Source organism: Vibrio sp. 1-1(7) (assembly GCF_013048485.1).
Classification (GTDB): domain Bacteria; phylum Pseudomonadota; class Gammaproteobacteria; order Enterobacterales; family Vibrionaceae; genus Vibrio; species Vibrio fujianensis.
Window position 1 is genome coordinate 1,403,601 of the sequence record NZ_VHSP01000001.1, and the last position, 14,859, is coordinate 1,418,459.

Annotated in this window: 15 protein-coding genes; all 15 read right to left on the reverse strand. The window is 44.0% G+C overall.

Going from position 1 to position 14,859, the window contains the following annotated elements; translation table 11 throughout:
* Window positions 1-249: 249 nt before the first annotated feature.
* The gene (der, locus tag FKN05_RS06475; RefSeq protein WP_099611912.1) at window positions 250-1,737 is read right to left on the reverse strand and encodes a ribosome biogenesis GTPase Der; all 1,488 of its coding nucleotides are present in this window, start codon (window positions 1,735-1,737) and stop codon (window positions 250-252) included.
* 172 nt (window positions 1,738-1,909) lie between these two features.
* Complete coding sequence (gene bamB / locus FKN05_RS06480) at window positions 1,910-3,070, reverse strand: outer membrane protein assembly factor BamB (RefSeq protein ID WP_161427916.1); 1,161 nt, start codon at window positions 3,068-3,070, stop codon at window positions 1,910-1,912.
* A gap of 12 nt (window positions 3,071-3,082) precedes the next feature.
* The gene (locus FKN05_RS06485) at window positions 3,083-3,697 is read right to left on the reverse strand and encodes a YfgM family protein (protein ID WP_099611910.1); all 615 of its coding nucleotides are present in this window, start codon (window positions 3,695-3,697) and stop codon (window positions 3,083-3,085) included.
* A gap of 33 nt (window positions 3,698-3,730) precedes the next feature.
* Window positions 3,731-5,008, reverse strand: coding sequence for a histidine--tRNA ligase (hisS, locus tag FKN05_RS06490; protein WP_170887135.1), 1,278 nt, complete (start codon window positions 5,006-5,008; stop codon window positions 3,731-3,733).
* A 25-nt stretch (window positions 5,009-5,033) separates the two neighbouring features.
* Complete coding sequence (gene ispG, locus FKN05_RS06495) at window positions 5,034-6,158, reverse strand: flavodoxin-dependent (E)-4-hydroxy-3-methylbut-2-enyl-diphosphate synthase (RefSeq protein WP_099611909.1); 1,125 nt, start codon at window positions 6,156-6,158, stop codon at window positions 5,034-5,036.
* Between the two features lie 8 nt (window positions 6,159-6,166).
* A complete protein-coding gene (locus FKN05_RS06500) occupies window positions 6,167-7,063 on the reverse strand; it encodes a RodZ domain-containing protein (protein ID WP_170887136.1) in 897 nt (298 codons plus the stop codon).
* A 462-nt stretch (window positions 7,064-7,525) separates the two neighbouring features.
* The gene (rlmN, locus tag FKN05_RS06505) at window positions 7,526-8,647 is read right to left on the reverse strand and encodes a dual-specificity RNA methyltransferase RlmN (protein WP_099611907.1); all 1,122 of its coding nucleotides are present in this window, start codon (window positions 8,645-8,647) and stop codon (window positions 7,526-7,528) included.
* Window positions 8,648-8,836: 189 nt separating this feature from the next.
* Window positions 8,837-9,271 (reverse strand): nucleoside-diphosphate kinase, encoded by a 435-nt coding sequence (gene ndk / locus FKN05_RS06510; protein WP_161427919.1) that lies wholly within the window; start codon window positions 9,269-9,271, stop codon window positions 8,837-8,839.
* Window positions 9,272-9,352: 81 nt separating this feature from the next.
* A complete protein-coding gene (gene pepB / locus FKN05_RS06515; protein WP_099611905.1) occupies window positions 9,353-10,645 on the reverse strand; it encodes an aminopeptidase PepB in 1,293 nt (430 codons plus the stop codon).
* Window positions 10,646-10,973: 328 nt separating this feature from the next.
* Entirely contained in the window at window positions 10,974-11,168 is a 195-nt protein-coding gene (gene iscX, locus FKN05_RS06520) for a Fe-S cluster assembly protein IscX (protein WP_099611904.1), read from the reverse strand.
* 59 nt (window positions 11,169-11,227) lie between these two features.
* Window positions 11,228-11,566 carry an ISC system 2Fe-2S type ferredoxin gene (gene fdx / locus FKN05_RS06525; RefSeq protein ID WP_161427920.1) on the reverse strand — a complete coding sequence of 113 codons (339 nt, stop codon included), beginning with the start codon at window positions 11,564-11,566 and terminating at the stop codon, window positions 11,228-11,230.
* 10 nt (window positions 11,567-11,576) lie between these two features.
* Window positions 11,577-13,430, reverse strand: coding sequence for a Fe-S protein assembly chaperone HscA (hscA, locus tag FKN05_RS06530; RefSeq protein ID WP_099611902.1), 1,854 nt, complete (start codon window positions 13,428-13,430; stop codon window positions 11,577-11,579).
* 21 nt (window positions 13,431-13,451) lie between these two features.
* The gene (hscB, locus tag FKN05_RS06535) at window positions 13,452-13,964 is read right to left on the reverse strand and encodes a co-chaperone HscB (RefSeq protein WP_099611901.1); all 513 of its coding nucleotides are present in this window, start codon (window positions 13,962-13,964) and stop codon (window positions 13,452-13,454) included.
* 112 nt (window positions 13,965-14,076) lie between these two features.
* The gene (gene iscA, locus FKN05_RS06540; RefSeq protein WP_099611900.1) at window positions 14,077-14,400 is read right to left on the reverse strand and encodes an iron-sulfur cluster assembly protein IscA; all 324 of its coding nucleotides are present in this window, start codon (window positions 14,398-14,400) and stop codon (window positions 14,077-14,079) included.
* Window positions 14,401-14,464: 64 nt separating this feature from the next.
* Window positions 14,465-14,845: a Fe-S cluster assembly scaffold IscU gene (iscU, locus tag FKN05_RS06545; protein ID WP_099611899.1), complete on the reverse strand. Its 381-nt coding sequence runs from the start codon at window positions 14,843-14,845 to the stop codon at window positions 14,465-14,467.
* Between the last annotated feature and the right edge of the window lie 14 nt (window positions 14,846-14,859).

A 14,859-nucleotide genomic window follows, 5' to 3' on the forward strand; every position in this document is an offset into this window, starting at 1 on the left:
AAACAGATAAAAAAACCAATTAAAACAAAAATACTCCAATTATTAGAATTTAATAAAACGATCATTAAGTGATCTCACTAGGAAAAATATGACAAATAGGTGAATCGTAGGCAGGTGCCCAAAGTCACGCTGCCACCTGAATAAGGAAAATAAAAGCAGCGATCAAAACAGTACAAAACAGAGAGGTGTAAGGCAAGAACTAAGAAAAGATAAAGAAAAACCCAAGCACAATGCTTGGGTTTTTAAGGTTTATTTACGACGATCTTTGACCATATTCATTAAGCGTTTACGTTTACGCTCTTGGGATAAAGTCAATTTATTTGATTTGGTCTCAAATGGGTTTTCACTATTTTGGAACTGAATTCGAATCGGAGTTCCCATAATATCTAATGATTTACGGTAGTAGTTCATTAAATAACGTTTATACGAATCTGGTAAGTCATTCACTTGGTTACCGTGAATAACAATAATCGGTGGATTATATCCACCAGCATGAGCATATTTGAGCTTCACGCGTCGACCACGGATTAAAGGCGGTTGGTGATCATCGGTTGCCATCTTCATAATGCGTGTCAGTACTGATGTACCCACACGAGTGGTCGCAGATCGATAAGCTTCTTGTACGGACTCAAACAAGTGTCCAACACCCGTTCCATGTAAAGCAGAAATAAAGTGAATACGAGCAAAATCGACAAAGCCTAAACGACGATCCAACTCTTTCTTCACTTGCTCTTTAATATCAGTGGTCAACCCATCCCATTTATTGACAGCAATGACGATAGAGCGCCCAGCATTAAGCGCAAACCCTAGCAAGCTTAGATCTTGATCAGAGATATTTTCTCGAGCATCGACAACAAGTAGAACAACGTTAGCATCTTCTATTGCTTTTAAGGTTTTGACGACAGAAAATTTTTCTACCGTTTCATTAATACGTTTGCGGCGGCGAACTCCCGCGGTATCGATCAGTACATATTCACGCTCATCACGCTGCATGGGAATATAAATCGAGTCTCTCGTGGTACCTGGCATGTCATAAACCACCACTCGCTCCTCCCCCAAAATACGATTGGTTAAGGTCGATTTCCCCACATTAGGTCGTCCAATGATCGCTAACTTAATGGGTTGATCTTGCAAACGTTGATAGACCGCTTCCGCTTCTTCTTCGGTATAATCAACTTGCTCTGGCTCATGGTCTTCAAATTGAGTTAAATCTTCTAGTTCACCACCTTGCTCAAGCATCTGCTCAGCTAAAGGACTCAAAACTCGATCAATCAATGCTCCCACACCACGGCCATGTGCTGCCGCAATATGGTACATTTGCTGGCCCATGCCTAACTGCCAAAATTCCGCGCTAGCGGAATCCGCATCAATACCGTCAACTTTATTGACCACTAAAATGGCATGCTTTTCAATTCGACGTAAATGCTGGGCAATGGCTTCATCAGCAACCGTCAGTCCAGCACGGCCATCAACCATAAATAGGACGACATCCGCTTCATCAATCGCCGCTAACGATTGCTGCGCCATCTTGGTTTCTACACCTTCTTCACTGCCATCAATACCACCAGTATCAATCACAATAAATTCATGTTCACCTAACTTAGCTTGACCGTATTTTCGATCACGTGTTAAACCAGGAAAGTCCGCTACCAGTGCATCTCGTGTACGGGTGAGTCGGTTAAATAGCGTCGATTTACCTACATTAGGACGCCCAACAAGAGCAACAACAGGTATCATAACAACCTCACTAATGATTCTTTTCTTATGTAATTATACTGAAATAACTTCGCGACTTTGTAATTAAGCTTAGTATTCACAAGTCATTTGGGTATATAAACTCAAGGTTTATTTCAACAAAACGGCTCCCAACTGTTTCCAGCTAGGAGCCAACTATGAATTGTATCACGATTTATTGACGGATCGTCAGTTTCTTTATTTTACCATCCCGTGTGATCACTAGGTATCCGTCATCTAAAGCCAACGGTCCGACTGCAAAACCACTTTTATGAATGAGTTGTTGTGCGACAAATTCACCACTGCCACGATCAAACCAATGTAAATAGCCTTCGCTGTCCCCAACAACCACATAACCATCAATAATTTTAGGTGCCGTTAATAAACGATGTTCTAACTGCTTATTGCTCCACAATTCGGTACCGCTTCGCGCATCGACAGCAACAACATGATCTTTATCAGTAATCAAAAATAAGCGACTACCATCACTGGCCATGTTGGTTGTTGATGAATAGTTACGTTTCCATAGCGGATTTCCTGAACGTAAATCAATAGCCATCAATTGGCCATTAAAGCCGATCGTGTATAAGTTAGCACCAATAATCAGTGGTGCTGCATCCACATCCACAAGTCGATCGATTTCTGTTGCGCCTTTAGGCTGCCCGACCGGTAACTGCCAAATCAGTTGGCCTCGTTCAACAATTGCAGCCGCAAGACGGCCACTCGGTGTGCCCCAAAAAACTCCGCCTGATGTTGTGACAGGTTGGCTATCACCACGTAACGTGAGGCTTGGTACATCGGTACTTATGGTCCACTTTTGTTCGCCCGTGCTAGCATCTAAAGCCACTAAGATTCCTCGGCTGCTATTGGCGATAATAAAATTATTATCCGCGGCTACCGGAGCCAGCACTTCACCTTCGATATTTGCCCGCCAATTAACATTGCCACTCTCAGCATCCAACGCAATGACTTCGCCATTCTCACTGCCAATAAATAGTTGTCCATAAGCGGCAGTGATACCGCCAGAAAGACGAGCAGGAACGTCACCTTGAAGACGAACGCGCCAGAATGGCTGCCCATTTTCAGGATTCAGCGCTTTCACTTCCCCTTCACGGTTGGCGACAAAAATCTTATCGTAAGCGTATTCTGGAGCAAGGTTTGAAAAATAATGCCCCACCCCATCTCCGATCGAACTGCGCCACACGGATTGTGGGGTAAATTCACTCTTAACCAGCGGAAGAGGAGCCATGATGATATTTTCTTCTTCGCCTGAGCACCCGACCAATGCTCCTAACATGGCCGCTGACAAAAGCACTTTGTTGAACATTTTCTTCATCAAGTCATGCCCTTATCTGGCTAGATCATCCAGTTTTATTTGCAAGGTTTGGCTCGCGTCACTCGCTTGCTGAGCTTCAGTATAAGCAGTATAAGCTGTGTCTTTGTCACCCATACGCAAAGCGATATCACCACGTAGCTCAGCCACTCGCCCAGCCCAACTTTGCTCTTTTATTGTGGCAAGCTCAGCCAGAGCATCATCACTTTGCCCTTGCTCTGCCTGTAAGCGAGCAACACGATAGCTCAACAGTGGTTTTAGCGCGGCATCTTGGGTCGTATTTTTAGCCCATTCAAGTTGCGCTAATGCTTCATCCAAATGACCGGCTTCAACCTGTATTTTAGCTAACTGCATGGCAGCTAACACGGCATATTCCGATTGATTGTGGCTTGCAATAAAACGCTGTATGTCTGATTCAGCCTCAACGCCTTTTTGCGCTAAGTTCTGCATAACCTGGGTGTAGTTTTCTGAAGCTGCTTCTTGCCCAGCAATCACAGACTGCTGGTAATAACGCCAACCAAACAGTCCACCTAAACCAATAACGGCACCTAAAATGACCGCTTTACCGTTTTCTTTCCACCAATCTTTGATTGCTTCAACTTGTTGTTCTTCGGTATCGTAGAGTTCCACTTCCTGTCCTCTTAAAATCAGAAATCTCAAAAATTAGTGTTGTTCGATAAGATGCGCCAACTGGCTTGCAATCTCATTTTGAGAGAAGGTGGTTTGTTCCCCACCAAGTAAATCTTTTAGCACAACGGTTTGCTCTAGGACTTCATTTTCACCTAAAACCAACGCAACCGCTGCACCGACTTTATCAGCACGCTTAAATTGTTTTTTAAAGCTACCACCACCACAGTGATTCATGACTCGTAGTCCTGGCAACTGTTCACGCAAATGCTCAGCCAGTTTCATACCCGCCATCATGGTGCCTTCACCCGCAGTGACAACATAAACATCGACCTGACGACGAACGTCTGTATTGCCCAACGTTTCCATCATCAATACCAAGCGCTCAAGCCCCATCGCGAAACCCACCGCCGGGGTTGGTTTTCCACCAAGTTGCTCAACCAGTCCATCATAGCGGCCACCACCACACACCGTGCCCTGCGCCCCTAAACTTTCTGTGATCCATTCAAATACGGTTCGATTATAATAATCCAACCCACGGACCAAACGTTCATTGACGGTATATTCGATACCAGCTGCGTCAAGAAGTTCACATAACCCTGCAAAATGTTGTTTAGAATCGAAATCCAGATAGTCAGAAAGCTTAGGCGCATCACCTAATACCGCTTGTACCTCTGGATTCTTTGTATCTAAAACACGCAAGGGGTTGGTGTACATACGGCGTTTACAATCATCATCTAAGATGGCTTGGTATTGCTCTAAATAATCAATTAATGCACTACGATAATTCGCTCGGGCCTCTAATGAGCCGATCGAGTTCAGTTCCAAACGAACATGATTAGCAATGCCGAGTTCACGCCATAAACGCGCAGTCATCATGATCAGTTCCGCATCGACATCTGGCCCATCAATACCAAAGACTTCCACACCGCATTGATGAAATTGACGATAACGACCCTTTTGTGGCCGCTCGTGACGGAACATTGGCCCCATGTACCATAAGCGTTGTTCTTGGTTATACAGTAGGCCATTTTCAATCCCAGAACGAACACAACCAGCCGTTCCCTCTGGACGCAGCGTTAAGCTATCCCCATTGCGATCTTCAAAAGTGTACATCTCTTTTTCAACCACATCGGTCACTTCGCCAATCGCGCGGCTAAATAGATGCGTCATCTCAACGATCGGCATACGCACTTCACTGTAGCCGTATGCGCTGATCACGTTTTTTACTACGCCTTCCACTTTTTGCCAAAGCGGAGACTGAGTTGGGAGGCAGTCGTTCATACCTCGAATTGCTTGAATAGTCTTTGCCACTGTACTTACCGTAATATCGTTGAGATTAATCTTGTTCGAGTTGCTGAATATCGATGCGATTGTTTGCATCTAATTGAGCGGCTTTGGCGCGAATTTTGGCTTCAAGTTGAGCAACGAGATCATCGTTATCAAAACGCTCTTTTTGACGCACGCCATCTTCATAAAAGGCACTTTTTTTATTACTACCCGCAAGCCCTAAATGAGAAACTTCTGCTTCTCCGGGGCCATTGACTACACAGCCAATAATGGAAACATCCATCGGAGTTAAAACATCTTCTAATCGCTGTTCAAGTGCATTGACGGTGCCAATCACATCAAACTCTTGACGAGAACAGCTAGGACAAGCGATGAAGTTAATCCCTCGAGAGCGGATACGTAAAGATTTAAGAATATCAAACCCCACTTTGATCTCTTCAACTGGATTAGCCGCTAAAGAAATACGTAGCGTGTCACCAATCCCCTCCGCGAGTAACATACCTAAGCCAACCGCCGACTTGACTGAACCGGCACGAGCACCACCGGCTTCCGTAATGCCTAAATGCAGCGGCTGGTCAATTTTGGTCGCGAGTAATCGATAGGAATCAACAGCGAGAAAAACATCCGAGGCCTTTACACTAACTTTGAATTGATCGAAGTTTAGCCGATCAAGAATATCCACATGGCGCATTGCCGACTCGACGAGAGCTTCAGGAGTTGGCTCGCCATATTTCATCTGGATCTCTTTTTCTAGCGATCCACCATTTACGCCAATGCGAATTGGGATGCCTTTATCACGGGCACAATCAACCACCGAACGAATCCGATCCTCGTTGCCAATGTTACCAGGATTAATTCGCAAGCAGTCGACACCGTACTCTGCGACTTTTAGCGCAATACGGTAATCGAAATGAATGTCAGCCACTAAAGGAACCGAGACTTGTTGTTTAATCAGCCTAAATGCTTCTGCGGCATCCATTGTCGGAACCGATACCCGTACGATATCAGCGCCTACTTTTTCCAACGCTTTGATCTGAGCAACCGTGGCTGCTACATCCGTTGTTCTGGTGTTAGTCATGGATTGTACGGCGATGGGGGCACCATCGCCAATGGGTACATCACCCACATAAATACGTGTCGATGGGCGACGTTTGATAGGAGACTCGTATTGCATAATATTGTCTAAGGTAAGGTGAATCTAGCTACTTTACCTGAAGTATACCCAGAAAGGTCGATAGGTTCACTCGCAAATGTAACGGAAACGCCCTCAGGCGCACCAAGAATAACTTGTAGGGGTGTTTCTCCCTGTAAATTGACGGTTTGACCGGCTTTTTTTATTCCGGTCGATAACGTTTTCCCCGTGGCATCTTTAACTTGAATCCAACAATCTGCAGAAAAATGCATTGTAAGTAGATTATTGGGCACCGTTTCTACAGCGGCTATCGTTTGATCAGCAATAACTTGAGCTTCAGCGTCATCCTCAATGGAAGCAATGGGTTCAACAGGCTCAATCGCTTCAATATCACTCGTTGATGCCTCTTGCTCTTGCGCTTGAGTTAATTCGCTTACCGTAGCAAATTCAGAACTCGCCTCAACCACTGGTGGTGCAGTATCGATTTCATTTGAGTTAATGGGGAGATTATTGGCTGGTAACAAGCTGTCTTGCTGATTGTTTTGCCACCACCAGAGTGAAGACATACCAATAATCACCAAAACAATAATCCAAGTAATGGTCATAATGCGATTATCGTGTTTAGCGCGCTTGGTCTTGCGAGAAAAACTCTGCATTTTTTGTTCTTGAGGCTCGCTTGCACAATTGGCTTCATAAGCATCCATAATATCGAGTTCATTAACACCCACGGCTCTCGCATAAGAGCGCAGATAACCACGAATAAAAGTCGAGACTAAATCAGAATCAAACTGATTCTCTTCGATATTGCGAATAATAGCGACCCGCAAACGCAAACGATCAGCGATCTGCTTTTGGCTAAGCCCTAATGCCTCACGCTTCTGTTTCAGTAAAGTTCCCGGTTGTATTAATGGCTTATTGTCGATGCTGTTGTCTTGTTCTGTGTTCATCCGCAGTACTAATCTCTTATGTTCTTGTTCACGTCACGTGCTTTGGCTTGTTTTTATATTGATTGTTCGTTGCGTAAAGCAAGCGTAACTTGAACAGGGAAAATTTAATGATCCTTTTTCACTTGCAAGCAATGACTTTGCTAAATAGCTCACCATATTTTAATCAATAGGGCGAATAAGCGTTGTCCTAATCCCCAAGCGATTGGGATATCACGTATATTCTATTCGATATTAAACTCGAACGCAGTGTTAGAAATCATTCTAATGGATATTAAGCGCTAAACAACATTGATTTGGGAAAGAAATTACAGCCAGGTCAATATTTTTCGTTAAATTGACATGAAAACGTAACAAAAACACGCCCCAAACAGGGTCAATGTTAAAATAAGAGGATGATCATTGGACTTATTGGGACATCGGTATTCCCGATAAGGCAGAACTGAATCTGCCTTATCTCATAGATTAAATTGCTTTGACTGGAATCATTTGCTCTGCCTGTGCCTTCAATTTTGTCCGCTTAGTTCGGTCGATAACCTCTCCCACTAATTGTCCACATGCAGCATCAATATCATCGCCTCGCGTTTTACGGACTGTTACCGTATGTTCATATTGCATCAGCGTTTTTTGGAAACGATCAATCCTTGAATTGCTTGGTTTTTTATAAGGCGAACCAGGATAAGGGTTAAACGGGATTAAGTTGATCTTACAAGGCGTATCTTTCATTAATTGAGCCAGTTCATGCGCGTGCTCGGTGCCGTCATTAACATGATCAAGCAAGACATACTCTACCGTTACTTTGCCACGGTTAGCATTGGATGAAGCAATATAACGACGAACTGATGCCAAGAAATCTTGGATATTCCACCGATCATTGATCGGCATAATATCGCTACGCAATTGATCATTGGGAGCATGTAAAGAAATCGCTAAGGCGACGTCAATTTGTCCCGTCATTTGATCGAGTCCAGACACCACACCAGAGGTCGAGACGGTGACACGGCGTTTTGATAACCCAAAACCTAGATCATCTAACATAATTTCTAACGCTGGGATCAGGTTTTTCATGTTCAACAGAGGTTCCCCCATCCCCATCATCACCACATTGGTAATAGGACGTCGGCCTGTTTCTTTTTCTAAACCGATTTCACGCGCAGCCCGCCAAACTTGGCCAATAATTTCAGATACACGTAGATTTCGGTTAAAACCTTGCTGAGCCGTTGAACAGAATTTACATTCTAATGCACAGCCAACTTGAGAGGAGACACACAAGGTGGCACGGTCTTCCTCTGGGATATAGACGGTTTCAACATCTTGATCTCCAACACGCATCGCCCATTTTATCGTTCCATCATTAGAGTGCTGAGCCTGAGAGACATAAGGGGCTTTAATTTCGCAATTTGCTTGTAATTTCTCGCGTAATGTCTTGTTGATATTGGTCATTTTTTCAAAGTCATCACAACCAAAGTGATAGATCCACTTCATGACTTGATCGGCACGAAAAGCTTTTTCACCTAACTCTTCAGCAAAGTAGGTACGTAAGCCTTTACGATCAAAATCGAGTAGATTGACTTTTTGCATGGTCATGTGGCCTCTCAGAGATGGAACAAGAATTAAGGGCGCGAATTGTACAGCCTTTATGCAGTCGCGACAAGAGCCGAAAAACCTTGCCATAAGTAGGTGTTTGACACGTTATCCCTAGGGCCTGTTGACTAAACCTGATACACACAAAAGGCCCGATTACACCGAGGGCCTTTAAATAAAACGATTAAAAAATCAAGAATCTAATCGTAAGCAAATTTCACTTTCAGGAAAGAAAAACTCGATTTCACGCGCCGCTGACTCTGGGCTATCACTGCCATGCACCGAGTTATAACGCATACTCAAGGCATAATCAGCTCGTAGCGTACCACAAGCAGCATCTTCTGGGTTAGTGGTTCCCATTAACTCTCGATAGCGAGAAATCGCATTTTCTCCCTCAAGTACCTGAACCATGATCGGGCCTGATGTCATGAATTTTTTCAATTCAGCAAAAAAGGGTTTGCCCTCATGCTCAGCATAAAAACCACTCGCTTGCTGCTCGGTTAAGTGCACCATTTTAGCGGCAATGATCCGTAGCCCTGCTTGCTCAATACGGTGATAAATTTCACCAATTAAGTTACGCTTTACTGCATCCGGTTTAATAATAGAAAATGTTTTTTCAAGAGCCATTAAATATCCTTCTAGTTCTTATCGTTATAAGAAGCCTAACTTAATAGGCTTCTATTTCCTTTATGATAGGAAGATGAAAAATTATTTCGCCTGTTCTACTAGTAGCCGTGCAAGCGTTTTAACTCCCATCGCGGTTGCTCCAGCGGGCCATTTGTCACTCGCCGATTTACGATAAGTTCCAGCACAGTCAAAATGCAACCATCCTTGTTGATAATTATCAACAAAATAAGATAAGAATGCCGCTGCGGTACTCGCTCCTGGTGAGTAATCGCCCGATGAGATGTTAGATAAATCGGCAAAATTAGACGGTAGCATATCACGGTGAAATTCAGCTAAAGGCAAAGGCCATAAGCCTTCGTGCTCTTCTTTAGCGGCATTAAGAGCTTGATGCGCTAATGACTCATCAAAGCTAAGCATGGCATGGTAATCATTACCTAACGCATTTTTCGCCGCTCCGGTCAGCGTCGCACAATCAATAATGAGCGTAGGTTTTTGTTCTGAGGCATAAATAAGCCCATCAGCCAAAACCAAGCGTCCTTCGGCATCGGTATTCATGATTTCTACCGTTTTACCATTTTTATAAGTAATCACATCACCTAATTTCAGCGCTCGTCCAGAAACCATATTTTCAGCACAGCATAAAATCAGCTTAATTCTTTTATTTACGCCTCGCATCATCGCCAGCCCAAGAGCCCCTGTGATGGTCGCCGCTCCCCCCATATCTGATTTCATGGCAGACATAAAATTCGATGGTTTTAAGCTGTAACCACCTGAATCAAATGTAATTCCCTTCCCGACGAGACAAGCGAAAACTGGCGCATTCTCATCACCTGTCGGGTTAAAATCTAATTGTAACATTGCAGAGGTGCGTTCTGAGCCTCGGCCTACTGCAAAAATACCTTCCCAGCCTTCCGTTAATAGATCTTTATCTTTGACGATACGATAAGAAACCTGCTCTGGCGCTAATGATTTGATAAATTCTGCGGCCATGGTCGCCAGTTGACGCGGGGCGACCTCTTCTGCGCTTTTATTGATGATGTCTCGTGTCCAATCGGCAACTTTAATACGAGCTTGCAACTCTGTTTGTGCGGTTTTTTCTAGCTCGCTCCATTCCAGTACATTCTTCTTCTTCGCATCACGATAGCCTTGATAGAATGCCCAAATGGTTTCAAGCGTCCACTCATTGCCTTGTAAAGATAGATGGCGTAATCCTTGATTATCAAATTTACGCGCCGCACGTTGAATGCTGTCAATATCATTGGCTGTCGTAAGATGGATGACAGCAGCTTGTTCGGAAAATGAAATCAGTGCTTTTTCTCCCCACTGAGGCAGGGCTGGTTCTAAACTAATTCGTACCGACATTGGTGTAGACATGGTTTCTCCTTGTCTTTTTATATGATGTTATTCCAAATACTCTTTATACCATTTTAACTTGCAGATGCAGTGATGTGGGCTGGGTTTGTTTATCCAATCATATAGTCGGTCTATGCTGATAGGGATAAACTCACTGGCCGAGAACCTGCCGCTCCAAGTCGTTTGGCGATATGATCGCTTTAGCCAATCACTGGACTATATTCTCGACCATACCAAATGATTCACTTTTAAAGGTACTTTTTCTGTAAAAAGTGGTTACTTGATAAAAAAACGGACCATCAGGCCCGCTTTTTAGCATACTCACTCGACTCAAATTTGAGCGTGGATTTTAATCTCGCTCATCCATCCAACACAGGATAATAGCTTCAAGAATTTTTTCATTTGAACGATCAGGATCATCATTAAAATCATCCAAATCTAAAATCCATTGGTGTAGATCAGTAAAGCGTACATTTTGAGGTTCGACATCAGGATATTGTTCACAAAGTTCAATGGCAATGTCCCGTGAGTCTGTCCATTTCATAACAAGCTCCCTAGTGTAATTCATCCCCTTTAGATAAAAAATGAGGGAATGAGCATAAATTAATGATCTTCTTTCGCGTGATTCAGTGAATATTTGGGAATTTCGATCACTAAATCTTCATCAGCCACTTTTGCTTGGCAACTCAAACGAGATTCGGGCTCTAACCCCCAAGCTTTATCTAACATATCATCTTCAAGCTCGTCACTCTCATCTAAAGAATCAAACCCTTCACGGATAACGACATGACAGGTAGTACAAGCACAAGATTTCTCACAAGCATGTTCAATATGAATACCATTTTTTAAGGCTACATCAAGCACACTGTCACCACGATTGGCATCCAAAACCGCACCATCGGGGCATAAAGTATCATGAGGCAATACGATAATTTTCGGCATATTTTTTCTCTCAAATTTCATCAACAGAGTGGCCAGCTAATGCCGCTCGAATGGATTTATCCATACGACGGGAAGCAAACGCTTGGCTCACTTTATCCGTCTCTTTAATCCCTTGCTCAATGGCATCAGCGTCGTCGCCATTGCGAAGTTCAATGAGCGATTCTATGGCGACAAGTAATGTTTCACGCTCTTGAGCTGTCAATAGCTCGTCACCATCGGCTTGCATCGCGGCAATTAAGCCCTCAATCACCCGATCCGCTTCAACTTTTTGTTCAACCAGAGCCCGGGTTTGCATGTCTTCTTTAGCATAAGCCATCGACTCTTTTAGCATTTCAGCCACTTCGGTATCGCTTAAGCCGTAGGAAGGCTTAACTTGTATTTCAGCTTGAACCCCTGTGCTTTTTTCCATAGCGGTGACAGAGAGTAAGCCGTCCGCATCCACTTGGTAGGTCACTCGAATGTGAGCCGCACCAGCAGTCATTGGGGGAATGCCTTTTAATGAAAATCGAGCGAGTGACCGACAGTCATCCACCAACTCACGCTCTCCTTGCACGATATGGACGCTCATGGCCGTTTGTCCATCCTTAAATGTGGTAAATTCTTGGGCGCGAGCAACCGGAATGGTGGTATTCCGTGGAATGATTTTTTCCACCAATCCCCCCATGGTTTCAATGCCTAATGAGAGGGGAATAACATCCAATAGCAACATTTCTGCATCGGGTTTATTACCGACTAATATGTCAGCTTGAATCGCAGCGCCAATCGAGACCACTTCATCCGGGTTAATCTCGGTAAGAGGGGGGCGACCAAAAAATTCCCCCACTAATTCTCGAACTAATGGTGTACGGGTTGATCCACCAACCATGACCACTTGCAAGACCTCTTTCGCACTGACCTGAGCATCTTTCAATGCCCGACGACACGACAGTAGCGTTTTTTTGATCAGTGGTTGGATCAACTCATTTAACGTGCTGCGCGTTAGCTCTCCTTGCCAACCGAAAACTTCGATATTGGTTTTATCTTGCTCAGTTAAGGCGATTTTTGCTTGCGTTGCGGTATCGAGCAACACTCGGCGTCTATCCGCACTCAGTGGTGCGGATAAGCCAATTTCGGTTTGCAAATATTCGGCAATAAGGTGGTCGAAATCATCACCACCTAAAGCGGAATCGCCCCCCGTTGCTAAGACTTCGAACACACCTTTTGATAAGCGTAAAATCGAAATATCAAAGGTTCCACCACCTAAATCATAAACGGCAATAACGCCTTCTTGGCCAGAGTCTAGCCCATAAGCGATTGCCGCAGCGGTCGGCTCATTGAGTAGGCGTAAAACGTGTAATCCAGCGAGATTGGCCGCGTCTTTGGTGCCTGCCCGCTGAGCATCATCAAAGTATGCTGGAACCGTAATCACTACCCCTGCCAGTTCACCACCTAAGTGATTCTGTGCTCGCTCAGCGAGCTTTTTCAAAATGTCGGCAGAGACTTGAATCGGATTTTTATCCCCTTGTGGGGTTTGAATCATAGGTAAACCTTGTTCACTCGATTTAAAGTGATAAGGCAATTGGGTATAACGGGTTTCGATATCTTTTAGCGAACGACCAATCAGACGTTTCACCGAGATGATGGTATGCGCAGGATCATGCTCTGCATGCTCACGCGCAACATCACCAACCAACGTCTGTTCATGAGCGTAATGCACAACCGAAGGTAGAATCTTCCGGCCTTGTTCATCGGCTAAAGGCGTCGCAATGCCGCTTCGAACAGAGGCGACTAGAGAGTTAGTTGTCCCCAAGTCGATCCCCGCGGCCAATTTATGTTGGTGAGGGGCCGAACTTTGACCGGGTTCTGCAATTTGAAGTAATGCCATGGATCGGTCCTTTTATTTGAATTAGCCGAGCAGTTTTTCTTCGACTCGTTCTATTTCAGTTTTTAATTTGGCAATAAATTTTAATTTACGGACAGTATCAGCGGCCTGCTGCCACTGTTCGCTATTTAGTTCAAGCTCGACCTGTTGTAAATGCGCTTGATAAGACTGTGTAACTTGGGTTTCAAAAGCCCATAGTGCATCTTCATTGGGAGCTTGTGCTAATAATTCCAGCTCTTCCCTTAGTTCCATTTGTTCCATCAAAAAGTGGGCGTCTTGCAAGGTTTGCTGTTCTCCGGCTAAGGTTATGTCATATTGCGTTAGCAAATATTCAGCACGAGCAATTGGATTTTTCAATACTTGATAAGCATCGTTAATTTCGGTCGCTTTTTGTACCGCCATCAGACGATCACGCTCAGATGCGGTTGCAAAATTATCTGGGTGAAATCGTTTTTGCAACTCACGGAACTGAGAAGAAAGAAGGCTACCATCCAGTTGATACTGAGTTGGTAGCCCAAATAGTTCAAAATAATTCATTAGTTTTTGGTCCTTCTACCGTCGCTAACGCTGGATCAATGGATGGCGTTTCTCTTATGCCCTAAAAAAGTATCTGATGACTTATTGATGATCAAACTAACGGTGTCTGCCATTAAACATTGAAGCTTTCCCCACAACCACATTCACTTTTTGCATTCGGATTATTGAATTCAAAGCCTTCATTCAAGCCTTCTTTTTTATAATCAAGTTCAGTGCCATCTAGATAGACTAAACTTTTCGCATCAATAATCACTTTGACTCCGTGATCTTCGAAAACTTGATCATCTTCGTTTAGCTCATCAACAAATTCGAGCACATACGCCATACCTGAGCATCCTGTCGTTTTCACTCCTAAGCGTAAACCGAGCCCTTTTCCTCGGCTATCTAGAAATGATTGAACTCGATTTGCTGCGGTTTCTGTTAACGTTATGGCCATACTACAACCTTGCTGGTCAATGAATAAAAGAGTAGGAGCAGAAACTCTGCTCCTAAATAAATGACTATTGGTGTTTTTTCTTATAATCGGCAACGGCCGCTTTAATCGCATCTTCAGCTAAAATAGAACAATGCACTTTTACCGGTGGTAGTTCTAACTCTTCTGCGATTTCGGCATTTTTAATCGATGCCGCTTCATCGATTGATTTCCCTTTGACCCATTCAGTGACTAAGGAACTCGATGCGATAGCACTACCGCATCCATAAGTTTTAAATTTTGCATCTTCAATAATGCCTTCAGGAGACACTTTGATTTGCAGTCGCATCACATCACCACAGGCGGGGGCACCAACCATACCGCTCCCGATGGATGGATCTTCTTTATCAAAAGAACCAACGTTACGTGGATTCTCGTAGTGATCAATAACTTTTTCGCTGTATGCCATGATAGTTACCTCGC

Excerpts from the sequence above, each read along its gene's own strand:
- der (WP_099611912.1), bottom strand. The coding sequence starts at position 1,737 with ATGATACCTGTTGTTGCTCTTGTTGGGCGTCCTAATGTAGGTAAATCG.
- fdx (WP_161427920.1), bottom strand. The coding sequence starts at position 11,566 with ATGCCGAAAATTATCGTATTGCCTCATGATACTTTATGCCCCGATGGT.
- ispG (WP_099611909.1), bottom strand. The coding sequence starts at position 6,158 with ATGCAATACGAGTCTCCTATCAAACGTCGCCCATCGACACGTATTTAT.
- iscA (WP_099611900.1), bottom strand. The coding sequence starts at position 14,400 with ATGGCCATAACGTTAACAGAAACCGCAGCAAATCGAGTTCAATCATTT.
- iscU (WP_099611899.1), bottom strand. The coding sequence starts at position 14,845 with ATGGCATACAGCGAAAAAGTTATTGATCACTACGAGAATCCACGTAAC.
- hscA (WP_099611902.1), bottom strand. The coding sequence starts at position 13,430 with ATGGCATTACTTCAAATTGCAGAACCCGGTCAAAGTTCGGCCCCTCAC.
- FKN05_RS06500 (WP_170887136.1), bottom strand. The coding sequence starts at position 7,063 with ATGAACACAGAACAAGACAACAGCATCGACAATAAGCCATTAATACAA.
- pepB (WP_099611905.1), bottom strand. The coding sequence starts at position 10,645 with ATGTCTACACCAATGTCGGTACGAATTAGTTTAGAACCAGCCCTGCCT.
- bamB (WP_161427916.1), bottom strand. The coding sequence starts at position 3,070 with ATGAAGAAAATGTTCAACAAAGTGCTTTTGTCAGCGGCCATGTTAGGA.
- hscB (WP_099611901.1), bottom strand. The coding sequence starts at position 13,964 with ATGAATTATTTTGAACTATTTGGGCTACCAACTCAGTATCAACTGGAT.
- ndk (WP_161427919.1), bottom strand. The coding sequence starts at position 9,271 with ATGGCTCTTGAAAAAACATTTTCTATTATTAAACCGGATGCAGTAAAG.
- iscX (WP_099611904.1), bottom strand. The coding sequence starts at position 11,168 with ATGAAATGGACAGACTCACGGGACATTGCCATTGAACTTTGTGAACAA.
- rlmN (WP_099611907.1), bottom strand. The coding sequence starts at position 8,647 with ATGACCATGCAAAAAGTCAATCTACTCGATTTTGATCGTAAAGGCTTA.